A 23,623-nucleotide genomic window follows, 5' to 3' on the forward strand; every position below is an offset into this window, starting at 1 on the left:
ACCTGAAGCTGTTGGGGCCTGCGCAGCAGGCCCCAACAGCTTCAGGTAGACCGAGTTGTCCGGTTTGGCGACTGCTGCGCAGCCGAGCGGGAGCAAGCTCCCTCGCCACAGGGGGTAGTTTGAACTTGGCGGCATGGCGCTCAGGCAGAAGACGTTGCCTTGCCCTCTTTTGGTGCCTGCCCGAAATGGCTAGACTGCGCGCCTTCTCGTAAGGACCGCCATCATGTTGCTGATGCTCTATCTGATCGCCATCACCGCTGAAGCCATGACTGGCGCCTTGTCTGCCGGGCGTCGGGGCATGGACTGGTTCGGCGTGGTGCTGATCGCCTGTGTCACGGCGCTGGGTGGCGGTTCGGTGCGCGACGTGCTGCTCGGGCATTACCCGCTTACGTGGGTCAAGCACCCCGAATACCTGGTGCTGACCACCGCAGCGGCGATGCTGACGGTGTTCCTGGCGCGCTGGATGCGGCATTTGCGCTCGTTGTTCCTGGTGCTCGATGCCGCGGGGCTGGTGGCGTTCACCCTGATCGGCTGCATGACGGCCCTGGAAATGGGCCATGGCATGTTGGTGGCGTCGGTCAGCGGGGTGATCACTGGGGTGTTCGGCGGTATTCTGCGGGACATTTTCTGCAACGATATTCCGCTGATCTTCCGTCGCGAGCTCTACGCCAGCGTTTCGTTTGCCGCGGCGTGGTGTTACCTGCTGTGCGTCTTCCTGCAACTGCCGAGCGAACAGGCGATCCTTATCACGTTGTTCGGCGGTTTTCTGTTGCGGCTCCTGGCGATTCGTTTTCACTGGGAAATGCCGAAGTTCGTCTACAACGACGAGGTTTGACGCTCGGCATGTTGCCGCAACGCCCATTCCACGTGCTCGCGCACCAGCTCCGACGGGTAGTCGCGCCGCGCCTGCAGCGCTTGCAGCACGGGAATCGTTGACGGCGCATTACCCAGGCCCACCGCCAGGTTGCGCAGCCAGCGCTCGTAACCGGCACGGCGCAGGGGCGAGCCTTCGGTGCTGCTGAGAAATTTGTCCTCGTCCCACATGAACAGCTCAGCCAGCCCGGCATTGTCCAGGTTGTGCCGTGGCTTGAAGTCGCTTTCCCCGGACGGCCGGGCGAAGCGGTTCCATGGGCAGACGATCTGGCAGTCGTCGCAGCCGAACACCCGGTTGCCGATCAATGGCCGCAGCTCTTCGGGGATGGCGCTTTTCAGCTCGATGGTCAGGTAGGAAATGCAGCGGCGGGCATCGAGCACGTAGGGCCCGACGAAGGCATTTGTAGGACAGATGTCCAGGCACGCGGTGCATTTTCCGCAATGTTCGCTGGCATGGGGCGGGTCCACCGGCAGCGGCAGGTCGACAAACAGCTCGCTCAAGAAGAAATAGCTGCCGGCCTTGCGGTTCAACACCAGGGTGTTTTTACCGATCCAGCCCAGGCCGGCCTGTTCGGCGATGGCTTTTTCCAGGACCGGCGCGCTGTCGACGAAGGCGCGATAACCAAAGGGACCGATCACCGCCTGAATTTTTTCTGCCAGTTGCTGCACACGTTTACGGATCAATTTGTGGTAATCGCGGCCCAATGCATAACGCGAGACGTAGGCTTTCTCCGGTTGGCCGAGCATCTGCGCCATGTGCGTGTCGCCCGACAGGTAGTCCATGCGCAGGGAAACCACCCGTAGCGTACCCGGCACCAGTTCCTCGGGGTGCGAGCGTTTGCTGCCGTGGGCGCCCATATAGTCCATTTCGCCGTGGTAGCCGGCATCGAGCCAGCGTTGCAGGTGCTGTTCATGCTCGGCAAGGTCCAGGCCGCTGATGCCGACTTGCTGGAAGCCCAGCTCGCGGCCCCACTCCTTGATGGATTGGGCGAGGGCGGGGAGGTCTGTGGGAATGGCAGGCATGAGGCGAGAGAAACCAGAGCTGAGATGCGTATAATTCTGCCAGACATCGGAGCCCGAAGACGCATGCCGCACACTAAAGATGATTTTCCCGACGCGCTGTACAGCGCCGCGCAGGTCCGGGCCCTCGACGCACAACTGATTGCGGCCGGCACCGCCGGTTTCGAATTGATGCAGCGCGCCGCCCGCGCCACCTGGCGGGCGATCGTCCGGCGCTGGCCTGACGCCCGCGAGCTGACGGTGCTGGCCGGGCATGGCAACAACGCTGGCGATGGCTACCTGGTCGCGACCCTGGCCCGGCGCGCCGGCTGGACGGTGCGGGTGCTGACGGTGGGCGAACCCCGGCGCTTGCAGGGCGACGCCGCCAATGCCCACGCCGAGGCGGTGGCGGTGGGCGTGCCGATGGAACCGTGGTCGGATGAGGCAGAGTTGCGCGGCGTGTTGCTGGATGCGCTGCTCGGCACGGGCCTGAGTGGTGAAGTGCGCGAGCCTTATGTGCGGGCGATCGATACGATCAATGTCAGCGGCCTGCCGGTCGCGGCGGTGGATATCCCCTCGGGGTTGTGCGCCGACACCGGTCGGGTGCTGGGCACCGCGGTGGTGGCCGACCTGACCGTGACCTTTATTGGCTTGAAGCTGGGCCTGTTTACCGGCGAAGCGGCGGATCGGGTCGGTGAGCTGGTGTTCAACGATCTGCACGCCGATCCAGATATTGTTGACGCGGCACCGGCCAGTGCCCGATTGCTCTCACTCCATAATCTGCCGCGTCTGACGCCTCGCGCCGCCACGTCCCACAAAGGCAAGTTCGGTCACGTGCTGTTGATCGGTGGCGACCGGGGCTTTGGCGGTGCTATCCAGATGAGCGCTGAAAGCGCCCTGCGCTGCGGTGCGGGGATGGTTTCGATGGCGACCCGCAGCGAGCACGTATCCGCTGCGCTGACGCGTTTGCCGGAAGTGATGGTGCAAGGCACCCATTCGGCGAACCAATTGATGGGCTTGCTCCAGCAGGCCAGCGTGCTGGTGGTCGGGCCGGGCCTGGGCCAGGCCGCGTGGGGGCGCAGCCTGTTGTCGGCGGCGGCCAATGCGCCGCTGCCGCAAGTGTGGGATGCCGATGCGCTGAACCTGCTGAGCAGCGGCGAGGTTCGCCTGCCTGAGCAGTGTGTCATCACCCCGCACCCGGGCGAGGCGGCGCGGTTGTTGGCGTTATCCACTGCCCAGGTGCAGGCCGATCGCCCAGCGGCAGCCCATGCATTGAGCCAGAAATACACCGCCACGGTGATCCTCAAGGGCGCCGGCAGCCTGATTGCCAGCCCGGACGGTCGCCTGGCGGTTTGCAGCCAGGGCCATCCGGCCATGGCCACGGCAGGTCTGGGGGATGTGCTGGCCGGCGTGGTCGGCGCCTTGCTCGCCCAGGGCATGGCGGGGTTCGAGGCCGCGTGCCTGGCGGTCTGGCTGCATGCCAACGCCGGCGCCCAGGCCGGTCGGTCGGGGCGGGGGGTGGCGGCCACCGATCTGATTCCGGCCATTCGTCAGTTGTTGGAGGAGCATTCACCGTGTCTGAAGTAACCCTGTACGTGGCGGACGAACAAGCCATGACCCAATTTGGCGCCCGCATCGCGCAGATCACCGCCGGCCACGGCCTGATTTTTCTCGAAGGCGACCTCGGCGCGGGGAAAACCACCCTGTCCCGTGGCATCATTCGCGGCCTTGGGCACGTTGGCTCCGTCAAGAGCCCGACGTTCACCCTGGTCGAGCCCTACGAGATCGGCGACATTCGCGCCTTCCATTTCGACTTGTATCGACTGGTGGATCCTGAAGAACTGGAGTTCCTCGGCATCCGCGATTATTTCGAAGATGACGCGTTGTGCCTGATCGAATGGCCCCAGAAGGGTGCAGGCTTTTTGCCAAAGCCCGACCTGACCATTACCATTGGCGCGCAGAACGGCGGGCGTTCGCTGAAACTGACGCCGCAAGGCTCGCGTGGCGAGTCGTGGTGTGCCGCTTTGGCATTGGAAAACTAATTGATGATGGGGTTTGGTATGCGCTTTCGCGCGGTGGTTGCTGTCGTAGGACTGTTGCTTACGGCACTGGCCGTCGATGCTGTGGCCGAGACAAAGGTCAACAGCGTTCGCCTTTGGCGGGCGCCGGATAACACACGGCTGGTGTTCGACCTGACGGGCCCGGTGCAGCACAGCGTATTCACCCTGACCGCCCCGGATCGCCTGGTGATCGACATCAACGGTGCGTCCCTGGGCGCGCCATTGAACGTAGCGACCGCCAACACGCCGATTACCGCGATGCGCTCGGCCCAGCGTACGCCGACCGACCTGCGGGTGGTCATCGACCTGAAAAAGGCCGTGACCCCGAAAAGCTTCACCCTGGCCCCCAACGCCCAATACGGCAACCGGCTGGTGGTGGACCTGTTCGACAACCCGGCCGATGCGGCGCCCCCTCCACCGCCGCCGACCAATGTCGCCACGGTACCGGCGGTGCCGGTGACCCCGACCGAACCTGCGCTCAAGCTGCCACCGGCCCCGGCCGGCAAGCGCGACATCATTGTGGTGATCGACGCCGGTCACGGCGGCGAAGACCCAGGCGCCTCGGGCTCGCGCGGGCAGCGGGAAAAAGACGTGGTGCTGTCCATTGCCCGCGAATTGCAGCGCCAGGTCAACGGCATGAAGGGCTTCCGCGCTGAACTGACCCGTACCGGCGACTACTTCATTCCCTTGCGTGGGCGTACCGAAATCGCCCGCAAGAAAGGCGCCGACCTGTTCGTTTCCATCCACGCCGACGCCGCGCCTTCGGCGGCTGCGTTCGGGGCCTCGGTGTTTGCCCTGTCCGACCGCGGTGCCACATCCGAGACCGCCCGTTGGCTGGCCGACAGCGAAAACCGTTCCGACCTGATCGGCGGTGCAGGTAACGTCAGCCTCGACGACAAGGACCGGATGCTCGCCGGTGTATTGCTCGATTTGTCGATGACGGCCTCGTTGACCTCCAGCCTGAACGTCGGCCAGAAAGTCCTGAGCAACATCGGTCGTGTCACGCCGCTGCACAAGCAGCGCGTCGAGCAGGCCGGGTTCATGGTGCTCAAGTCGCCGGATATCCCGTCGATCCTGGTGGAAACCGGCTTCATCTCCAACGCCAACGAAGCGTCCAAGCTGTCGTCTTCCAACCACCAGCAGGCGCTGGCCCGTTCCATCAGCAGCGGCGTGCGGCAGTTCTTCCAGCAAAACCCACCGCCAGGCACCTACATTGCCTGGCTGCGCGACTCCGGCAAGATCGTCCAGGGCCCGCGGGATCATCGGGTCAGCCCCGGCGAAACCCTGGCGATGATCGCCGTGCGCTACCAGGTGTCGCCCGCGACCTTGCGCAGCGCCAACAACCTCAAGAGCGACGAGCTCAAGATCGGCCAGACCTTGACCATTCCGGGCAATGAAGTGGCGGTCCAGCAATGAGCGATGAAGTGATCGGCAGCACCGCCCGCATCGAGCTGCTCAGCCCCCGGCTGGCGAACCAGATCGCCGCCGGTGAAGTGGTCGAGCGCCCGGCGTCGGTCATCAAGGAACTGCTGGAAAACAGCCTTGACTCGGGGGCCAAGCGCATCGACGTGGACGTCGAGCAGGGCGGCGTCAAGCTGCTGCGGGTTCGCGATGACGGTGGCGGTATTTCTTCCGACGACCTGCCGCTGGCCCTGGCGCGTCACGCCACCAGCAAGATCCGCGACCTGGAAGACCTTGAGCGGGTCATGAGCCTGGGGTTTCGGGGCGAGGCGCTGGCGTCCATCAGTTCGGTGTCGCGCCTGACCCTCACCTCCCGCACCCGCGACGCCGAGCAGGCCTGGCAGGTCGAGACCGAGGGCCGGGACATGGCCTCCCGCGTGCAGCCTGCGGCCCATCCGGTGGGCACCTCGGTGGAAGTGCGCGACCTGTTCTTCAACACCCCGGCCCGGCGCAAGTTCCTCAAGGCCGAGAAGACCGAATTCGATCATCTGCAAGAAGTCATCAAGCGCCTGGCCCTGGCGCGTTTTGACGTGGCCTTCCATTTGCGCCACAACGGCAAGACCATCCTCAGCCTGCACGAGGCCCACGATGATGCGGCCCGCGCCCGCCGTGTCGGCGCAGTGTGTGGCGCAGGTTTCCTGGAGCAGGCATTGCCCATCGAGGTGGAGCGCAATGGCCTGCACCTGTGGGGTTGGGTCGGGTTGCCGACCTTTTCCCGCAGCCAGGCGGACTTGCAGTATTTCTACGTGAACGGTCGGGCGGTACGCGACAAGCTGGTGGCCCACGCGGTGCGCCAGGCGTATCGCGACGTGCTGTTCAATGGCCGGCATCCGACCTTCGTGCTGTTTTTCGAAGTCGACCCGGCCGTGGTGGACGTCAACGTGCACCCGACCAAGCATGAGGTGCGTTTCCGTGACGGCCGCATGGTCCACGATTTCCTCTACGGCACCTTGCACCGCGCCTTGGGCGATGTGCGCCCGGAAGATCAACTGGCGGCGCCGGCGGCAGTGGGCGCCATGGTCCGGCCAACGGGATTGGACGCTGGCGAATTCGGGCCCCAGGGCGAGATGCGCCTGGCGGCCAACGCACTGCTGGAACAGCCCCAGCCCCAGCCGAGCTACAACACCGCCGGAAGCGGTGCCGGCAGCGGCTATCAGTATCAATACACCCCGCGCCCGCAATCCAACGTACCGGCAGCCGAGGCGCAGGCGGCCTATCGCGAGTTCTTCAAGCCCTTGCCGGAAGCCGGGGCGGCGGCGATGCCCGACGGCCAAGGCGATATCCCGCCGCTGGGCTATGCCCTGGCGCAACTCAAAGGCATTTATATCCTCTCGGAAAATGCCCAGGGCCTGGTCCTGGTGGACATGCACGCCGCCCATGAGCGAATCATGTACGAGCGGCTGAAAATCGCCATGGCCAGCGAAGGCTTGAGCGGCCAGCCACTGTTGGTGCCCGAATCCCTGGCCGTCAGCCAGCGTGAAGCCGATTGCGCCGAAGAGCATGTGGCCTGGTTCCAGCGCCTGGGCTTCGAATTGCAGCGCCTGGGCCCGGAAACCCTGGCGATCCGTCAGATCCCGGCCTTGTTGAAACAGGCCGAGGCCAATCGCCTGGTCAGCGACGTGCTGGCGGACTTGATGGAATACGGCACCAGCGACCGCATCCAGGCGCACCTGAACGAACTGCTGGGCACCATGGCCTGCCACGGCGCGATCCGCGCCAACCGGCGCCTGGCCCTGCCGGAAATGAACGGCCTGCTGCGGGACATGGAAAACACCGAGCGCAGCGGTCAATGCAACCATGGCCGGCCGACCTGGACCCAATTGGGCCTGGACGACCTGGACAAACTGTTCCTGCGCGGTCGTTGATGAGCCAGTTGCCACCCGCGATTTTCCTGATGGGCCCGACCGCCGCCGGCAAGACCGACCTGGCCATCGAATTGACCAAGGTCCTGCCCTGCGAGTTGATCAGCGTCGATTCGGCCCTGGTCTACCGTGGCATGGACATCGGCACTGCCAAGCCGTCGAAAGAACTGCTGGCCGAATTTCCCCATCGCTTGATCGACATCCTCGACCCGGCCGAGGCGTATTCGGCGGCCGATTTCCGCCGTGACGCACTCCAGGCCATGGCCGAGATCACCGCGCGGGGCAAGATTCCGCTGCTGGTGGGCGGCACGATGCTGTATTACAAGGCCTTGGTCGAGGGGCTGGCGGACATGCCGGCAGCCGATCCAGAGGTGCGTGCGCAGATCGAAGAAGAGGCTGCGCGCCTCGGCTGGCAAGCCCTGCACGAGCAATTGGCGATCATCGACCCGGAATCGGCGGCGCGTATTCACCCCAATGACCCGCAGCGGCTCAGTCGGGCCCTTGAGGTTTATCGGGTCAGCGGCCAGAGCATGACGGCCCTGCGCCAGCGACAATCTGCGCAAAGTACTGAAGCAGCCGCTTCGGGACTGCAACAATTGCCCTATACTGTCGCGAATCTGGCCATCGCTCCGGCGAACCGGCAAGTGCTGCATCGGCGAATTGAACAAAGATTCACATTAATGTTGGAACAGGGGTTCATAGACGAGGTCGTAGCCCTGCGTGAGCGAAGTGACCTGCACGCCGGGTTGCCGTCTATACGTGCGGTAGGTTATCGACAAGTCTGGGATTACCTGGACGGCAAGCTGACGTCAGCCGAGATGCAGGAGCGTGGGATCATTGCCACGCGCCAATTGGCGAAACGCCAGTTCACCTGGCTGCGCAGCTGGACTGACCTGCATTGGCTCGACAGTCTCGATTGCGACAATCTGCCACGCGCCTTGAAATACCTCGGGACCATCTCCATATTGAGCTGAGTCCTTGCAATTGCCGTCTATCCTTGGGGGTGTGACGGCCCAAGCCATCTGATTCCGATTTTTATTATTGATCCTTAAAGGAGTGCGGCACATGTCAAAAGGGCATTCGCTACAAGACCCTTACTTGAACACTTTACGTAAAGAGAAAGTTGGGGTGTCCATCTATCTGGTCAACGGGATCAAACTGCAAGGCACGATCGAGTCTTTCGACCAGTTCGTCATCCTTCTGAAAAACACCGTCAGCCAAATGGTCTACAAGCACGCGATCTCGACAGTCGTGCCTGTTCGTCCAATTCGTCTGCCTAGCGCAACCGAATCCGAAGGCGGTGACGCTGAACCAGGTAACGCCTGATAGGAGCCTCCTTTGTTCTTTGAGCGCCACGGTGGTGGTGAACGGGCCATTCTCGTTCACTTGGATGGACAGGACCCTGAGGCGCGCGAAGATCCGCAGGAGTTTCAGGAATTGGCACTTTCGGCCGGCGCCGAGACCGTCGCGTTTTTCAACGTGCCGCGTCATCGGCCAACCGCCAAGTTCCTGATCGGCAGTGGCAAGGTCGAGGAGTTGCGCGACCTGGTCAAGGCCGAACAGGTCGATCTGGTGATTTTCAATCACATCCTCACGCCCAGTCAGGAGCGCAACCTCGAACGTGTCTTCGAGTGTCGCGTGATCGACCGTACGGGGCTGATTCTCGATATTTTCGCCCAACGCGCCCGCACCCATGAAGGCAAGCTCCAGGTCGAACTGGCCCAGCTTGAGCACATGAGTACGCGGCTGGTTCGCGGCTGGACTCACCTTGAGCGGCAGAAGGGCGGTATCGGCCTGCGCGGCCCGGGTGAAACCCAGCTGGAAACCGACCGGCGCCTGTTGCGGGTGCGCCTGCGCCAGATCAAGGGGCGTCTGGAAAAGGTCCGCAGCCAGCGCGAGCAGTCACGACGCGGCCGCAAGCGCGCGGATATCCCGACGGTTTCACTGGTGGGCTATACCAACGCCGGCAAATCGACCCTGTTCAATAACGTCACCCAATCCGACGTCTACGCCGCCGACCAATTGTTCGCCACGCTCGACCCGACCCTGCGCCGGCTCGACCTGGACGACCTCGGGCCGATCGTGCTGGCCGACACCGTGGGCTTCATCCGTCACCTGCCGCATAAGCTGGTCGAGGCTTTCCGGGCTACGCTCGAAGAGTCGAGCAACTCCGACCTGCTGCTGCACGTGATCGATGCCGCTGAACCGGACCGGATGCTGCAGATCGAGCAGGTGATGGTGGTACTGGGCGAGATCGGGGCCCAGGACTTGCCGATCCTTGAGGTATACAACAAACTCGATTTGCTCGAAGGCGTGGAGCCGCAGATCCAGCGCGATGCCGATGGCAAGCCGCAACGGGTCTGGCTATCGGCTCGTGATGGCACCGGCCTGGACCTGCTCAAGCAGGCGGTGGCCGAGTTGCTGGGCAACGATCTGTTTGTCGGCACCTTGAAGTTGCCGCAACGTTTCGCCCGGCTGCGAGCCCAGTTCTTTGAGCTGGGGGCCGTGCAAAAAGAAGAACACGACGACGAAGGCGTCTGCCTGCTGGCTGTTCGCCTGCCTCGGGCGGAGCTCAACCGGCTGGTCAGCCGCGAAGGGCTGCAACCGATGGAATTCATCGAGCAACACACTTTGCAATAAAAGCCTGAGAAAGCTGTGTCAGGCATTCTGTAGCATTGGTCGGCGCGCCGTGGGTGCGTCTTTGCTTTATCAGATGGAGAGCGCTATGGCTTGGAATGAGCCGGGTGGCAACTCGAATAATCAGGATCCTTGGGGTGGCAAACGTCGTAACAACGGCGACCGCAAGGGGCCGCCGGATCTCGACGAGGCCTTCCGAAAGCTGCAGGAAAGCCTGAACGGTTTGTTCGGTGGTGGTAAAAAACGCGGTGACGATGGCGGCGGTCGTTCGGGCAAGGGCGGCGGTTTCGGCCTGCTCGGCATCGGTCTGGTCGTGCTCGCGGCTGTCTGGCTGTACAGCGCGGTCTATGTCGTGGACGAGCAGGAGCAGGCCGTGGTGCTGCGCTTCGGCAAGTACTACGAGACGGTTGGGCCGGGCCTGAATATCTATTTCCCGCCGATCGACCAGAAGTACCTGGAAAACGTCACGCGTGAGCGGGCGTACACCAAGCAAGGCCAGATGCTGACCGAAGACGAGAACATCGTCGAAGTGCCGCTGACCGTGCAGTACAAGATCACCAACCTGCAGGACTTCGTGCTGAACGTCGATCAGCCTGAAACCAGCCTGCAGCACGCGACCGAAAGTGCCTTGCGCCATGTGGTGGGTTCCACCGCCATGGACCAGGTGCTGACCGAAGGCCGTGAGCTGATGGCCAGCGAAATCAAGGAGCGCCTGCAACGGTTCCTCGATACCTATCGCACCGGCATCACCGTTACCCAGGTCAACGTCCAGAGCGCGGCAGCCCCGCGTGAGGTCCAGGAAGCCTTCGACGACGTGATCCGCGCCCGTGAAGACGAGCAGCGTTCGCGCAACCAGGCCGAAACCTATGCCAACGGCGTCGTGCCGGAAGCCCGTGGTCAGGCCCAGCGCATCATCGAGGATGCCAACGGTTACCGTGACGAAGTGGTCTCCCGTGCCAAGGGTGAGGCTGATCGTTTCACCAAGCTGGTGGCCGAGTATCGCAAGGCTCCAGAAGTCACCCGCGAGCGTCTGTACCTGGACACCATGCAGGAAGTCTTCAGCAACACCAGCAAGGTCCTCGTGACCGGCAACAAGAACGGCCAGAGCAATCTGCTGTACCTGCCGCTGGACAAGATGGTCGAGAGCGGGCGTAACACCAGCACGCCAGCGACCAGTTCGGCGGCCGCCAGCAATGAAGCCAACGCTCGTGCGGCGGCGGACCTGCAGCAACAGCAAGCACGTACCAGGGAGAGTCGCTGATGAGCAATAAATCGCTGATCGCCCTTATTGTCGGTGTCGTCGTGGCGATCGCTGCCTGGAACTGCTTCTACATCGTGGCTCAGACCGAGCGCGCGGTGTTGCTGCAATTCGGTCGCGTGGTCCAGGCTGATGTCCAGCCGGGGCTGCATGTGAAGGTGCCGTACGTCAACAAGGTGCGCAAGTTCGACGGCCGCCTGATGACGCTGGATGCGCCGACCCAGCGCTTCCTGACGCTGGAAAAGAAAGCCGTGATGGTGGATGCCTATGCCAAGTGGCGCGTGAAGGATGCCGAGCGCTTCTACACCGCGACCTCGGGCCTGAAGCAGATCGCCGACGAGCGCCTGTCCCGTCGTCTGGAATCGGGCCTGCGTGACCAGTTCGGTAAGCGCACATTGCATGAAGTGGTGTCCGGTGAGCGTGATGCGCTCATGGCCGACATCACCCGTTCGCTGAACACGATGGCGGAAAAAGAGCTGGGTATCGAAGTGGTCGATGTCCGGGTCAAGGCCATCGACCTGCCGAAGGAAGTGAACCGCAGCGTGTTCGAGCGGATGAGCACCGAGCGTGAGCGTGAAGCCCGTGAGCACCGCGCCAAGGGTAACGAGCTGGCCGAGGGCATCCGTGCCGACGCCGATCGTCAACGCCGTGTACTGCTGGCCGAAGCCTATCGTGAATCGGAAGAGGTGCGTGGTGATGGTGATGCCCAGGCCGCTGCGATCTACTCTAAGGCTTATGGCCAGGACCAGGAGTTCTACGGGTTCTACCGTAGCCTGCGTGCTTACCGCGAAAGCTTTGCGAACAAATCCGACGTCATGGTCCTGGACCCAAGCAGCGACTTCTTCCGCTACCTGGAAAAGGCCAAGCCTTGATGCGGCGTTGACCTGAGGCACTCCGCCCGGCGGCTAAAGCGTCGGGCGGGGTGATCCTTTGGGAAAACGTGTGTATGATGCGGCAGCCGGGAAATTCCCGGCTTTTTTGCGTCTGCACGTTTGATTGCTGTGTATGAGGTGCAGGCGTCGGGTTGAACGACCCGACAGGTTTTTCGAGGGAAGTGCTGGGCGAGGCCGATTGCGGGCCATTCGTCACGTCGCTCTTGCGCGTTTTTTGTCCATGACGCGCGCCTGGCGCAGGCATTTTCTGCTTCACTCAAGGCCAGCCCGAAAGCTGGCCGCCCGGACCATAGGGGAATGGCGTAATGGCAACGGTAGACCGCTGGCTGCTGCCAGATGGCATCGAAGAAGTACTGCCACCGGAAGCTGCGCGTATCGAAGTAGCGCGTCGGCAGGTGTTGGATCTGTTCCAGAGTTGGGGTTACGAGTTCGTCGTCACCCCGCATATCGAGTACCTGGAATCCCTGCTCACCGGCGCGGGCCAGGACCTGGACCTGCGCACCTTCAAGGTTATCGACCCGCAGTCGGGCCGGCAGATGGGCTTTCGTGCCGACATCACGCCGCAAGTGGCGCGCATCGACGCCCACACCCTGCGCCGTGAAGGTCCGAGCCGCCTGTGCTACGCCGGCAGTGTGCTGCATGCCCAGCCGCGGGCCTTGTCGTCTTCGCGCAGCCCGATCCAGTTGGGCGCCGAGTTATATGGCGACGCCAGCCCGAGCAGCGACGTAGAAGTCATCAGCCTGATGTTGGCCATGCTGCAACTGGCTGACGTGCCGGATGTCCACATGGATCTGGGGCATGTCGGCATCTATCGCGGCCTGGCCCGTGCGGCCGGTTTGTCCGGCGAAGTGGAGCAACAGCTGTTCGATGCCCTGCAGCGCAAGGCCATCGACGAAGTCATCAGCCTGACCGAGGGCCTGCCGGCCGATCTGTCGGACATGCTGCGGGCGCTGGTGGGCCTGTGTGGCGGACGTGAAGTATTGGCCGCTGCCCGTGAACGCCTGGCCCACGCGCCGGCGCCTGTGTTGGCGGCGCTGGACGACTTGCTGGCGATTGCCGAGCGTCTGTCGGTGCGTTTCCCCGAGTTGCCGCTGTATTTCGACCTGGGTGAATTGCGCGGTTATCACTACCACACAGGTGTCGTGTTTGCCGTGTTCGTCCCGGGCGTGGGCCAGTCCATCGCCCAGGGCGGCCGTTACGACGACATCGGTGCCGACTTTGGTCGTGCCCGTCCGGCGACCGGTTTCTCTACCGATTTGAAAACCCTGGTGACCCTGGGGCGTGCTGAAGTCGAGCTACCGTCTGGCGGTATCTGGATGCCTGACAGTACGGATGCGGCACTCTGGCAAGCAGTCTGCCAGTTGCGCAGTGAGGGTCAGCGTGTCGTCCAGGCTTTGCCTGGGCAACCTTTGGCCGCCGCCCGTGAAGCGGACTGCGACCGGCAATTGATTCAGCAGAACGGGCTTTGGCAAGTATTGCCGCTGGCTTCTTGAGTTTTCCTGCCGGCTGCGGCCGGCACCAAGTTTGCGCGAATGAGGACAAGTGTTATGGGTAAGAATGTCGTAGTCCTGGGCACCCAGTGGGGTGATGAGGGCAAAGGCAAGATCGTTGATCTGCTGACCGAACATGCTGCCGCCGTAGTGCGCTACCAGGGTGGCCACAACGCAGGTCACACCTTGGTGATCGACGGTGAAAAAACCGTCCTGCACCTGATTCCGTCGGGCGTGCTGCGCGAAGGCGTCCAGTGCCTGATCGGCAACGGTGTGGTGGTTGCCCCCGACGCTTTGCTGCGGGAAATCATCAAGCTGGAAGAAAAAGGCGTACCGGTGCGCGAGCGCCTGCGTATCAGCCCGTCCTGCCCGCTGATCCTGTCCTATCACGTCGCGCTGGACCAGGCCCGTGAAAAGGCCCGTGGCGAGCTGAAGATCGGCACCACCGGTCGCGGCATCGGCCCGGCCTATGAAGATAAAGTAGCCCGTCGTGGCCTGCGCATTGGCGACCTGTTCCACCGTGAGCGTTTCGCCGCCAAGCTGGGCGAGTTGCTGGACTACCACAACTTTGTCCTGGTCAATTACTACAAAGAACCGGCCATCGACTTCCAGAAAACCCTGGACGAGTGCATGGAGTACGCCGAGCTGCTCAAGCCGATGATGCTCGACGTCACTGCCGAGCTGCACGAGCTGCGTCGCGCCGGCAAGGACATCATGTTCGAAGGTGCCCAGGGTTCGCTGCTGGACATCGACCACGGTACCTACCCGTACGTCACCAGCTCCAACACCACCGCCGGCGGCATCGCCACCGGTTCGGGGTTCGGTCCGATGTACCTGGACTACATCCTGGGTATCACCAAGGCCTACACCACTCGCGTGGGTTCGGGTCCGTTCCCGACTGAGCTGTTCGACGACGTCGGCGCTTTCCTGGCCAAGCGTGGCCACGAGTTCGGTGCTACCACCGGTCGTGCCCGTCGTTGCGGCTGGTTCGATGCCGTCATCCTGCGTCGCGCCATCGACGTCAACAGCATCTCGGGCCTGTGCCTGACCAAGCTGGACGTGCTGGACGGCCTGGAAACCATCAACATCTGCGTGGGCTACAAGAACCAGGACGGCGCCGTCATCGACGCACCGACCGACGCCGACAGCTACATCGGCCTGGAGCCGGTGTACGAGCAGATGCCAGGCTGGACCGAATCGACCGTGGGCGCCAAGACCCTGGAAGAGCTGCCAGTGGCGGCCCGCAACTACATCAAGCGCGTCGAAGAGTTGGTCGGTGCGCCGATCGACATTATTTCGACGGGGCCGGACCGCAACGAAACCATCGTTCTGCGTCACCCGTTCGCCTGATAAGTCGTTGAAGTAAAACGCAAAGGCCCCTCGTTTGGGGCCTTTGTCGTATCTGCCTGCCGAACGGCACGACCTTTGCTATGCATCGTTAACAATAAGTACTTCTTTGAAGTGCCATCAATTTAATGGCGTTTAGTAGAGGGATTCCCCTGTGTCGGCCGTTCTCTCACTGTTACAAAGCCGTCTATTGCGGCCTGTGTTCGTTACCCTGGGTATCGCCCTTTTGGTGCAAGTGCTCGTGGCCGTCGCGCTGACTAGAAGCACAGTCACCGCGCTGGAGGCCGAGCTAGGGGCCCGGCTGGGTGTGGATAGTCAGAAATTGTCTGGCGAACTGGAGCAGGCCGGACGCGAGGTCACCTCAAGCCTGGACAGTTTGTCTGCCAGCACCCGTCAGCGCCTTACCGTCGGTTTGTCGACGCGCCTGAAGGACGAACAGGCGCAGTTGCGCACGACACTTGAGAAATCGCTCAAGGATTCCGCCAATGATATGGCGCAGCTCCTGGCCTCGGTCGCGCCACGCGCCATGTGGGACAGCGACATACCGACCCTCTCCGAATTCGCCCGCCGGGCCCAGCGCAATCCCAATGTGCTGTTCGTCATTTATGACGACGCCAGTGGTGAGCACCTGACCCGCTACCTGAACCGGGAAAACCCGATCAACAAGGCGCTGCTGGATAAAGGCAAGGGCGAGCGGGCGTTGGACAAAGTTCTGGATGCGGCGAAGAGCGACCCGTCGGTGTATTACCTCGAAGCCTCGATCAGCCCCAACGGCGTGGAGATTGGCAAGGTATTGATGGGCGTCTCCACGGCTTCCGTTGAAGCCGACCTGAAGGCATTGGACCAGCGCTTCTCCGCCTTGATTGCCAGCAGCGACCAGTTGGTCGGTGACAGCCTCAAGGGGGCGGCGGCCGACAGTGCCACCGCCATGCGTGGTCGCCTGGAGTCGGCCCAGGCCACCGCCACGCAGATGCAGACCAATACCGCCAGCACCGTGCAGGAAGCTGCGGGCACTTTGCGCTGGCGCATCGGCCTGGGCCTGGCGCTGGTGGGCTTCGGCGTGCTGGTGCTGCTGGCCGTGGTGCTGGGGCGTCGGGTGGTCAATCGCTTGAAGTTGCTGATCGCGGCCATGAACGACCTGGCGGCGGGCGAGGGTGACCTGACCAAGCGTGTGCAAATCAACAGCAAGGATGAAATCGGCGACATGGCCTCAGCGGTCAATCGCTTTGTGGATAAGTTGCAGCCCATCGTGCGCGAGGCGGGCGATGTGGCCCAGCGTACCGGTGTGGAAATCGGTGCGATGACCTTGCGCAACTCCGGTGCCGATGCGGCGGCCGGGATGCAGCGTGATGAGGTGGCCGAGAGTCTGCGAGCATTGTCGCAAATGGCGGACGAGGCTCAATCGGAAAGCCAGGCGATGCAGGCGGCTTTGCAGCAGGTGGTGGAGATCCGCCAGGCCACCGATGAAAACACTCGCACTTCGGCCAAGGTCAGTAGCTTGATCGAGGCGTTGGCCGGGCAGGTGGACACCGGGGCGAAAGTGATCGAGCGGCTGGCGCAGCAGAGCGAACAGATCGAAGTGGTGCTGACGGTGATTCACGGCATCGCCGAGCAGACCAACTTGTTGGCCTTGAACGCGGCCATCGAGGCGGCGCGGGCCGGGGAAACCGGGCGCGGGTTTGCCGTGGTGGCGGATGAGGTGCGTGCACTGGCGAGCAAGACCCAAAGCTCAACGGGCGATATCCAGGCGCATATCGTGGCCTTGCAGCAAGGGGCTCGCGAAGCGGTGGCCGCTATCGGCCAGGCTGGGCGCCAGGCCAGCGAAGGCTTGTTGGTGCTGCGAGACAGCGCGCGGTTGCAGCAGTCGGTGCAGGCGTCCGTAGAACAGGTGCATGCCGCCATCGGTCTGGCGACCCAGGCGGCGGCCCATCAGGCCCAGGGTGCGCAAGCGGTGCGCGGGCGGGTGGAAACCATTCACGCCCAGGCCGAGAAAGCGGCCCAGGCCGTGGTCGAGACCACCGCCAGTGGCAAAGTGCTGGACAGCCTGGCAGCGCAGTTGAAGGCAAGTTTGGGGCAGTTCAGGGCCTGATCGGTCGGCTGGGCTGGCCCCATCGCGAGCAAGCTCGCTCCCACAGGTGATCTTCAGTGGATACAGATGTTGTGTCCGACATGAATCCCTTGTGGGAGCGAGCTTGCTCGCGATAGCGATTTCAGCGGGGCAGATATATTTCCAGAACCCAGAAACGCAAAAACCCGCTTTCGCGGGTTTCTGTGAGTTTCAAGGTCGTAACCTTGAAGCTTGAATTGGTGCCCAGAAGAAGACTCGAACTTCCACGACCTTGCGGTCACCAGCACCTGAAGCTGGCGTGTCTACCAATTTCACCATCTGGGCAGCATCTTCAGCGTTGCCGCTGTTGATGTGGCGCACTATACGGAGCGCATTTTAATCTGTAAACCCCTGTTTTTGTTTTAGTAATTGCCAAACGCAATTGCAGGGGGCAAAAATGCAAAAACCCGCTTTCGCGGGTTTTTGTTGAGCCAGCAGGCCATTGACCTGTTGCTCGAAATTGGTGCCCAGAAGAAGACTCGAACTTCCACGACCTTGCGGTCACCAGCACCTGAAGCTGGCGTGTCTACCAATTTCACCATCTGGGCAATATCGACATCGTGTGTACGTCGTCGATGGCGCGCACTATACGGAGCGTCTTTTTAACTGTAAACCCCTCCTGAGAAAAAAACCGCTAAATTTCACGAGCGGTGCTTTTCCGGGCTTCCAAGGCAGGCCAAATCACTTTAGAAAAGCGATCGGATGCTTGAAATTTCCCGTTTCATTAAGCCTATGCCAAACTAACCCGCATATAGACAAGGTGAAAACTCTCTAATGGCCGATTGGCAGTCCCTCGATCCCGAGGCCGCTCGTGAAGCGGAAAAATATGAAAACCCTATTCCTAGCCGTGAACTGATCCTGGCGCATCTCGCCGATCGGGGTTCGCCTGCTAGCCGCGAGCAGTTGGTCGAAGAGTTCGGTCTGACCACCGAGGACCAACTCGAAGCCCTGCGCCGCCGTCTGCGCGCCATGGAGCGCGACGCTCAACTGATCTACACCCGACGCGGCACCTATGCGCCGGTGGACAAGCTCGACCTGATCCTGGGCCGCATTGCCGGTCACCGTGACGGCTTCGGTTTCCTGATCCCGGACGACGGCAGCGACGACCTGTTCATGAGCCCGGCGCAAATGCGCCTGGTGTTCGACGGCGACCGCGCCCTGGCCCGCGTTTCCGGCCTGGACCGTCGTGGTCGTCGTGAAGGCGTGATCGTCGAAGTGGTGTCCCGTGCCCACGAGACCATCGTCGGCCGGTACTTCGAAGAAGGCGGTATCGGTTTTGTTGTGCCGGATAACCCGAAGGTCCAGCAGGAAGTGCTGATTACCCCGGGCCGTAATGGCGCCGCCAAGGTGGGTCAGTTCGTCGAGGTGAAAATCACCCACTGGCCAACCGCGCGCTTCCAGCCACAGGGCGATATCGTTGAAGTGGTCGGCAACTACATGGCGCCGGGCATGGAGATCGACGTCGCGCTGCGCACCTACGATATTCCTCACGTCTGGCCCGAGGCTGTGCTCAAGGAAGCCGCCAAGCTCAAGCCGGAAGTTGAAGAGAAAGATAAAGAAAAACGCATCGACCTGCGCCACCTGCCGTTCGTTACCATCGACGGTGAAGACGCCCGCGACTTCGACGATGCGGTCTATTGCGAAGCCAAGCCTGGCAAACTGCGCCTGTTCTCCGGCGGCTGGAAGTTGTTCGTCGCGATTGCCGACGTGTCCAGCTACGTGAAGATCGGTTCGGCCCTGGATAACGAAGCCCAGGTGCGCGGCAACTCCGTGTATTTCCCTGAGCGCGTGATCCCGATGCTGCCTGAGCAGCTGTCCAACGGGCTGTGCTCGCTGAATCCGAAAGTCGACCGTTTGGCCATGGTGTGCGAGATGACCATCTCCAAGACCGGCGAAATGACTGACTACCAGTTCTACGAAGCGGTGATCCACTCCCAGGCGCGCCTGACCTACAACAAGGTCAGCACCATCCTGGAAACGCCGAAGACCAGTGAAGCCAAGGCCCTGCGTACCGAATACGCTGGCGTGGTGCCGCACCTCAAGCAGCTTTACGCGCTGTACAAGGTGTTGCTGGGGGCCCGCCACGTGCGTGGCGCGATCGATTTCGAGACCCAGGAAACCCGGATTGTCTTCGGTTCCGAGCGCAAGATCGCCGCGATCACCCCGACGACTCGTAACGATGCGCACAAGCTGATCGAAGAGTGCATGTTGGCGGCCAACGTGGCTACCGCGGAATTCCTCAAGAAGCACGAGATTCCTGCGTTGTACCGCGTGCACGACGGCCCGCCGCCGGAGCGTCTGGAAAAACTGCGCGCCTTCCTTGGCGAACTCGGCCTGTCCTTGCACAAAGGCAAGGACGGCCCGACGCCGAAGGATTACCAGGCACTGCTGGCCAGCATCAAGGACCGTCCGGATTACCATGTGATCCAGACCGTGATGCTGCGCTCCCTGAGCCAGGCGGTGTACAGCGCCGACAACCAGGGCCACTTTGGTCTGAATTACGAGGCGTACACCCACTTCACCTCGCCGATTCGCCGTTACCCGGACCTGCTCACGCACCGCGCGATCCGCAGCGTGATCCATTCCAAGCAGAACACCCCGCACGTCAAGCGCGCCGGTGCCATGACCATTCCGAAGGCACGGATCTATCCGTACGACGAAGCGGGCCTGGAACAGTTGGGCGAGCAGTGCTCCATGAGCGAGCGTCGCGCCGACGAAGCCACCCGCGACGTGGTGAACTGGCTCAAGTGCGAGTTCATGAAAGACCGCGTGGGCGAGTCGTTCCCGGGCGTGATCACTGCGGTGACCGGCTTTGGTTTGTTTGTCGAGCTGACCGACATCTACGTCGAGGGCTTGGTGCACGTCACCGCCTTGCCGGGTGATTACTACCACTTCGATCCAGTGCACCACCGCCTGGCGGGTGAGCGCACCGGTCGCAGCTTCCGTCTGGGCGACACCGTGGAAGTGCAGGTCATGCGCGTCGACCTCGATGAGCGCAAGATCGACTTCGGGATGTCTGACAAACCTGCCCAAGCCCCGACTGGCCGTAAAAAGCGTGGCAGCGAGACCGCAGCGCCTGCGACCAAGGGCAAAAGCGCTCCTGCAAAAACGTCAGAGCCTGAGCCCGCCAGGGCCGGTCGCCGGTCGTCTGCCAAGGACAAGGCTCCCGAAGCCTACCGCCCCAGCGACGCAGCGGCGAAAAACGCCGAACTGCGCAAGAGCCGCGAGTTGAAGCAGCAGTTGCTCAACGAAGCCAAAAGCGGTGGTAAAGCGGCGTCTGGGGGAAAGTCCCACGGGGCGGAAAAGCCGTCGAGCAAGCCAAGCAAACACCGTAAAGGCCCGCCAAAAGCGGGTTCGGCCCCCGCGAAAAGCGGCGGGTCGCGCAAACCTAAGGCCAAGTCATGAGTCTGGAAAAAATCTACGGCGTGCACGCCGTAGAAGCACTGCTGCGTCACCACCCTAAGCGGGTCAAGCAAGTGTGGTTGGCCGAAGGTCGCAGCGAGCCGCGTGTGCAGGCGCTGGTCGAACTGGCCAGCCAAAACAAGGTTGCCATCGGCCAGGCCGAGCGTCGTGAAATGGACGTGTGGGTCGAAGGCGTTCACCAGGGTGTGGTTGCGGACGTAAGCCCGAGCCAGGTCTGGGGCGAGGCGATGCTCGACGAACTGCTCGATCGCACCGAAGGCGCGCCCCTGCTGCTGGTGCTGGACGGCGTGACCGACCCGCATAACCTCGGCGCTTGCCTGCGTTCGGCGGATGCGGCCGGTGCGCTGGCGGTGATCGTGCCTAAAGACAAGTCGGCAACCTTGACGCCGGTAGTGCGCAAGGTGGCCTGTGGCGCGGCGGAAGTGATTCCGCTGGTGGCGGTGACCAACCTGGCGCGCACCCTGGAAAAACTCCAGCAGCGCGGCTTGTGGGTAGTCGGCACGGCGGGCGAGGCCGAGGTCAGTATTTACGACCAGGACCTGACGGGCCCGACGATCCTGATCATGGGGGCCGAAGGCAAGGGCATGCGCCGCCTGACCCGCGAGCACTGCGATTACCTGGTCAAGCTGCCGATGGCCGGTAGCGTCAGCAGCCTCAACGTTTCGGTGGCGACCGGTGTGTGCCTGTTCGAAGCGCTGCGCCAGCGCAGCGTCAAGGCTGTCGCCAAAAAGCCCTGAGCCAGACGCGTATCAAATGTGGGAGCGAGCTTGCTCGCGATGACGGTGTATCAGTGCCAGAAATGTCGACTGGCACGCCGCTATCGCGAGCAAGCTCGCTCCCACAATGTTTTGTGCGGGGCAAGGATCGGCGGTTGTTCAAATAATCGCCAATTGCCTTGCGCCGCCCTCGGCCCTTCTCTACAATTGCGCCCCTTGCTGTGATGGCAGGCACTTATGTGTCTAGCGTCCACAAGTCCATAAGTGTCATTCACTCCTTGTCTGACCGTTTTTGAGCGGCAGGCTACAACCCGTAAGGAGCATTCATGCGTCATTACGAAATCATCTTTTTGGTCCACCCGGATCAAAGCGAGCAAGTCGGCGGCATGGTTGAGCGTTACACCAAGCTGATCGAAGAAGACGGCGGCAAAATCCACCGTCTGGAAGATTGGGGCCGTCGTCAACTGGCCTACGCAATCAACAATGTTCACAAGGCTCACTACGTGATGCTGAACGTTGAGTGCACTGGCAAGGCCCTGGCCGAGCTGGAAGACAACTTCCGCTACAACGATGCAGTGATCCGTAACCTGGTCATCCGTCGCGAAGAAGCCGTCACCGGCCAATCCGAGATGCTCAAGGCTGAAGAAAACCGCAGTGAGCGCCGTGAGCGTCGCGACCGTCCTGAGCACTCTGACAGCGCCGATGGCGATGACAGCGATAGCGACAGCGACAACAGCGATAACGCTGACGAGTAATCCACGGACCTTTTAAGGAGCCAATCACATGGCACGTTTCTTCCGTCGTCGTAAATTCTGCCGCTTCACCGCTGAAGACGTGAAAGAGATCGATTACAAAGATCTCAACACTCTGAAAGCCTACGTATCCGAGACCGGCAAAATCGTTCCAAGCCGTATCACCGGTACCAAAGCTCGTTATCAGCGTCAGCTGGCCACCGCTATCAAGCGCGCCCGCTTCCTGGCCCTGCTGGCCTACACCGACAGCCACGGCCGCTGAGACCGGGCAGTCGACGAGTAGTAAGGGATTGAATGCATGCGCGCCTTAGCTGACTTCATCATGCGGGGACGTGTGCAGGCCACGTTGGTTGTGGCCGGATCCGCGGCATTGCCGCTGTTGTTCTGGTTGAGTGCCGCCGCTGGGTGCCTTGTGCTCCTGCGGCGCGGTTCGGACGCCTTGAGCGTCCTGGGTATCGGGATGTTGTCAGCGTTGGTGAGCTGGTACTTCCTGAAGGACCCGACAACACTTCTGGTGTTGCTCGGGGCTTGTGGCCTGGCGTTGGTTCTGCGCGCCGGGCATACCTGGAACCGTGTGCTGCTGTGCAGCGTGGCCGTGGGGTTGTTGTGTGCGGTGAGCCTGGGAACTGTGTTCAGTTCCTTCATCGAGTCACTGGCGCAGACGTTTGAAGACGTCCTGCCGCTGGCGATGGGTGGGGTCTACGAGACTTTCTCGGCAGACCAGAAGGCGTTTTTCATCGCCCTTAGCGCTCCGCTGATGATCATCTCGATAGCGTTGTCGTCGCAGATCTTTAGCGTGCTGTGCCTGATTCTTGGGCGCTACTGGCAGGCGTTGTTGTATAACCCCGGTGGTTTCGGTCGCGAATTTCGCGCCATCCGATTCCCCAAGAGCGTGGCGCTGTCACTGCTGGCCATCATGTGTGTTGCTCCGTTTTTCGGGCTGCATGCACTGATCCTGTTGCCGTTGTGCAGTGTACCGCTGGTCTTCGCCGGCCTGGCCCTGATTCACGGGCTGGTGGCGCAGAAACGACTGGCCACTTTCTGGCTGGTGGGGCTGTACGTGACGTTGTTGCCTTTCATGCACTTGCTCGGTCCGTTGCTCGTGGTTATTGCCATCGTTGACAGCCTGATTGATTTTCGCGGTCGTATGGCGCCGAAAGACGCCGACAACGCGAACGGTGAAGGTTAAAAGTTAGAGGATTTTCACATGCAACTGATCCTTCTGGAAAAAGTCACCAACCTGGGCAACCTGGGTGACAAAGTAAACGTTAAGGCCGGTTACGGTCGTAACTACCTGCTGCCTTACGGCAAAGCCACCGCTGCGACCGCTGCCAACCTGGCTGCGTTCGAAGAGCGTCGTGCTGAGCTGGAAAAAGCTGCCGCAGACCGTAAAACCTCGGCTGAAAGCCGTGCTGCCCAACTGGCCGAGCTGGAAGTGACCATCACTGCCACCGCTGGCGACGAAGGCAAGCTGTTCGGTTCGATCGGTACTCACGACATCGCTGACGCACTGACCGCCTCCGGCGTTGAAGTGGCGAAAAGCGAAGTTCGTCTGCCGAACGGCACCATCCGCAACGTAGGCGAATTCGACGTAGCCGTGCACCTGCACGCCGAAGTTGAAGCCACCGTACGCGTTGTCGTGGTAGCAGCCTAAGCAACACCTGTCGGCTGGCACCCTCGGGTGCTTGCCGGTAACATCGGGCACGATCCTGTTTACAGGTCGTGCCCTTTGTCTTTCTGCAATT

Annotated in this window: 20 protein-coding genes and 2 tRNA genes; 19 read left to right on the top strand and 3 right to left on the bottom strand. The window is 62.0% G+C overall.

Annotation, left to right across the window (positions count from 1 at the left end):
- Positions 1–220: 220 nt before the first annotated feature.
- Positions 221–835 (top strand): trimeric intracellular cation channel family protein, encoded by a 615-nt coding sequence (locus tag LQ215_RS16930; protein WP_177343157.1) that lies wholly within the window; start codon positions 221–223, stop codon positions 833–835.
- Here LQ215_RS16930 and queG read toward each other — a convergent pair.
- The gene (gene queG / locus LQ215_RS16935; RefSeq protein WP_230151597.1) at positions 817–1,896 is read right to left on the bottom strand and encodes a tRNA epoxyqueuosine(34) reductase QueG; all 1,080 of its coding nucleotides are present in this window, start codon (positions 1,894–1,896) and stop codon (positions 817–819) included. The two genes, LQ215_RS16930 and queG, sit on opposite strands and share 19 nt — an antisense overlap.
- 63 nt (positions 1,897–1,959) lie before the next feature.
- On the opposite strand from queG, the gene LQ215_RS16940 reads away from it, so the two are divergent.
- The 12 genes from LQ215_RS16940 (at position 1,960) to LQ215_RS16995 (ending at position 16,969) form a co-directional block, all read left to right on the top strand.
- Positions 1,960–3,459, top strand: a complete 1,500-nt coding sequence (locus LQ215_RS16940; RefSeq protein ID WP_230151598.1) for an NAD(P)H-hydrate dehydratase — start codon at positions 1,960–1,962, stop codon at positions 3,457–3,459.
- Positions 3,447–3,914, top strand: a complete 468-nt coding sequence (gene tsaE / locus LQ215_RS16945; protein ID WP_003197219.1) for a tRNA (adenosine(37)-N6)-threonylcarbamoyltransferase complex ATPase subunit type 1 TsaE — start codon at positions 3,447–3,449, stop codon at positions 3,912–3,914. The genes LQ215_RS16940 and tsaE overlap by 13 nt, the downstream gene beginning before the upstream one ends.
- A gap of 3 nt (positions 3,915–3,917) precedes the next feature.
- The gene (locus tag LQ215_RS16950; RefSeq protein WP_290369134.1) at positions 3,918–5,348 is read left to right on the top strand and encodes an N-acetylmuramoyl-L-alanine amidase; all 1,431 of its coding nucleotides are present in this window, start codon (positions 3,918–3,920) and stop codon (positions 5,346–5,348) included.
- A complete protein-coding gene (gene mutL, locus LQ215_RS16955) occupies positions 5,345–7,258 on the top strand; it encodes a DNA mismatch repair endonuclease MutL (RefSeq protein ID WP_230151599.1) in 1,914 nt (637 codons plus the stop codon). Before LQ215_RS16950 ends, mutL begins: the two co-directional genes overlap by 4 nt.
- Positions 7,258–8,229 (top strand): tRNA (adenosine(37)-N6)-dimethylallyltransferase MiaA, encoded by a 972-nt coding sequence (miaA, locus tag LQ215_RS16960; RefSeq protein WP_024618856.1) that lies wholly within the window; start codon positions 7,258–7,260, stop codon positions 8,227–8,229. Before mutL ends, miaA begins: the two co-directional genes overlap by 1 nt.
- 91 nt (positions 8,230–8,320) lie before the next feature.
- Complete coding sequence (hfq, locus tag LQ215_RS16965) at positions 8,321–8,581, top strand: RNA chaperone Hfq (RefSeq protein ID WP_003186419.1); 261 nt, start codon at positions 8,321–8,323, stop codon at positions 8,579–8,581.
- 12 nt (positions 8,582–8,593) lie between these two features.
- Positions 8,594–9,895 (top strand): ribosome rescue GTPase HflX, encoded by a 1,302-nt coding sequence (gene hflX / locus LQ215_RS16970; protein WP_003197227.1) that lies wholly within the window; start codon positions 8,594–8,596, stop codon positions 9,893–9,895.
- 85 nt (positions 9,896–9,980) lie between these two features.
- Positions 9,981–11,153: an FtsH protease activity modulator HflK gene (gene hflK / locus LQ215_RS16975; protein ID WP_230151600.1), complete on the top strand. Its 1,173-nt coding sequence runs from the start codon at positions 9,981–9,983 to the stop codon at positions 11,151–11,153.
- On the top strand, positions 11,153–12,022 hold the full coding sequence (gene hflC / locus LQ215_RS16980) for a protease modulator HflC (protein WP_003197230.1): 870 nt from the start codon (positions 11,153–11,155) through the stop codon (positions 12,020–12,022). Before hflK ends, hflC begins: the two co-directional genes overlap by 1 nt.
- A gap of 326 nt (positions 12,023–12,348) precedes the next feature.
- Positions 12,349–13,536, top strand: coding sequence for an ATP phosphoribosyltransferase regulatory subunit (locus tag LQ215_RS16985; RefSeq protein ID WP_003197238.1), 1,188 nt, complete (start codon positions 12,349–12,351; stop codon positions 13,534–13,536).
- A gap of 54 nt (positions 13,537–13,590) precedes the next feature.
- Positions 13,591–14,883: an adenylosuccinate synthase gene (locus tag LQ215_RS16990; protein WP_003186407.1), complete on the top strand. Its 1,293-nt coding sequence runs from the start codon at positions 13,591–13,593 to the stop codon at positions 14,881–14,883.
- Between the two features lie 151 nt (positions 14,884–15,034).
- Positions 15,035–16,969 carry a methyl-accepting chemotaxis protein gene (locus LQ215_RS16995; RefSeq protein WP_230151602.1) on the top strand — a complete coding sequence of 645 codons (1,935 nt, stop codon included), beginning with the start codon at positions 15,035–15,037 and terminating at the stop codon, positions 16,967–16,969.
- 216 nt (positions 16,970–17,185) lie between these two features.
- On the opposite strand, the gene LQ215_RS17000 is transcribed toward LQ215_RS16995, so the two are convergent.
- Together LQ215_RS17000 and LQ215_RS17005 are read right to left on the bottom strand one after the other, a co-directional pair.
- A tRNA-Leu gene (locus LQ215_RS17000) sits at positions 17,186–17,272 on the bottom strand.
- A 176-nt stretch (positions 17,273–17,448) separates the two neighbouring features.
- Positions 17,449–17,535: transfer RNA gene (locus LQ215_RS17005), tRNA-Leu, on the bottom strand.
- 226 nt (positions 17,536–17,761) lie between these two features.
- Here LQ215_RS17005 and rnr point away from each other — a divergent pair.
- The 6 genes from rnr to rplI all read left to right on the top strand — a co-directional run bounded on the left by rnr (position 17,762) and on the right by rplI (position 23,532).
- A complete protein-coding gene (gene rnr / locus LQ215_RS17010) occupies positions 17,762–20,392 on the top strand; it encodes a ribonuclease R (protein ID WP_230151604.1) in 2,631 nt (876 codons plus the stop codon).
- A complete protein-coding gene (rlmB, locus tag LQ215_RS17015; protein ID WP_230151606.1) occupies positions 20,389–21,147 on the top strand; it encodes a 23S rRNA (guanosine(2251)-2'-O)-methyltransferase RlmB in 759 nt (252 codons plus the stop codon). The genes rnr and rlmB overlap by 4 nt, the downstream gene beginning before the upstream one ends.
- A 305-nt stretch (positions 21,148–21,452) precedes the next feature.
- Positions 21,453–21,881 carry a 30S ribosomal protein S6 gene (gene rpsF / locus LQ215_RS17020; RefSeq protein WP_003186395.1) on the top strand — a complete coding sequence of 143 codons (429 nt, stop codon included), beginning with the start codon at positions 21,453–21,455 and terminating at the stop codon, positions 21,879–21,881.
- Positions 21,882–21,909: 28 nt separating this feature from the next.
- Positions 21,910–22,140: a 30S ribosomal protein S18 gene (gene rpsR, locus LQ215_RS17025; protein WP_002551829.1), complete on the top strand. Its 231-nt coding sequence runs from the start codon at positions 21,910–21,912 to the stop codon at positions 22,138–22,140.
- 36 nt (positions 22,141–22,176) lie between these two features.
- The gene (locus LQ215_RS17030; protein WP_230151607.1) at positions 22,177–23,067 is read left to right on the top strand and encodes a hypothetical protein; all 891 of its coding nucleotides are present in this window, start codon (positions 22,177–22,179) and stop codon (positions 23,065–23,067) included.
- An 18-nt stretch (positions 23,068–23,085) separates the two neighbouring features.
- Positions 23,086–23,532, top strand: a complete 447-nt coding sequence (rplI, locus tag LQ215_RS17035; RefSeq protein WP_003197251.1) for a 50S ribosomal protein L9 — start codon at positions 23,086–23,088, stop codon at positions 23,530–23,532.
- Positions 23,533–23,623: the final 91 nt, after the last annotated feature.

It is taken from the genome of Pseudomonas brassicacearum (assembly GCF_918698105.1).
Classification (GTDB): Bacteria; Pseudomonadota; Gammaproteobacteria; order Pseudomonadales; family Pseudomonadaceae; genus Aquipseudomonas; species Aquipseudomonas brassicacearum_F.

Coding starts and splice junctions, on each gene's coding strand:
- queG (WP_230151597.1), bottom strand. CDS start 1,896: ATGCCTGCCATTCCCACAGACCTCCCCGCCCTCGCCCAATCCATCAAG.
- LQ215_RS16940 (WP_230151598.1), top strand. CDS start 1,960: ATGCCGCACACTAAAGATGATTTTCCCGACGCGCTGTACAGCGCCGCG.
- LQ215_RS16950 (WP_290369134.1), top strand. CDS start 3,918: ATGATGGGGTTTGGTATGCGCTTTCGCGCGGTGGTTGCTGTCGTAGGA.
- mutL (WP_230151599.1), top strand. CDS start 5,345: ATGAGCGATGAAGTGATCGGCAGCACCGCCCGCATCGAGCTGCTCAGC.
- miaA (WP_024618856.1), top strand. CDS start 7,258: ATGAGCCAGTTGCCACCCGCGATTTTCCTGATGGGCCCGACCGCCGCC.
- hfq (WP_003186419.1), top strand. CDS start 8,321: ATGTCAAAAGGGCATTCGCTACAAGACCCTTACTTGAACACTTTACGT.
- hflK (WP_230151600.1), top strand. CDS start 9,981: ATGGCTTGGAATGAGCCGGGTGGCAACTCGAATAATCAGGATCCTTGG.
- hflC (WP_003197230.1), top strand. CDS start 11,153: ATGAGCAATAAATCGCTGATCGCCCTTATTGTCGGTGTCGTCGTGGCG.
- LQ215_RS16985 (WP_003197238.1), top strand. CDS start 12,349: ATGGCAACGGTAGACCGCTGGCTGCTGCCAGATGGCATCGAAGAAGTA.
- LQ215_RS16990 (WP_003186407.1), top strand. CDS start 13,591: ATGGGTAAGAATGTCGTAGTCCTGGGCACCCAGTGGGGTGATGAGGGC.
- rnr (WP_230151604.1), top strand. CDS start 17,762: ATGGCCGATTGGCAGTCCCTCGATCCCGAGGCCGCTCGTGAAGCGGAA.
- rlmB (WP_230151606.1), top strand. CDS start 20,389: ATGAGTCTGGAAAAAATCTACGGCGTGCACGCCGTAGAAGCACTGCTG.
- rpsF (WP_003186395.1), top strand. CDS start 21,453: ATGCGTCATTACGAAATCATCTTTTTGGTCCACCCGGATCAAAGCGAG.
- rpsR (WP_002551829.1), top strand. CDS start 21,910: ATGGCACGTTTCTTCCGTCGTCGTAAATTCTGCCGCTTCACCGCTGAA.
- LQ215_RS17030 (WP_230151607.1), top strand. CDS start 22,177: ATGCGCGCCTTAGCTGACTTCATCATGCGGGGACGTGTGCAGGCCACG.
- rplI (WP_003197251.1), top strand. CDS start 23,086: ATGCAACTGATCCTTCTGGAAAAAGTCACCAACCTGGGCAACCTGGGT.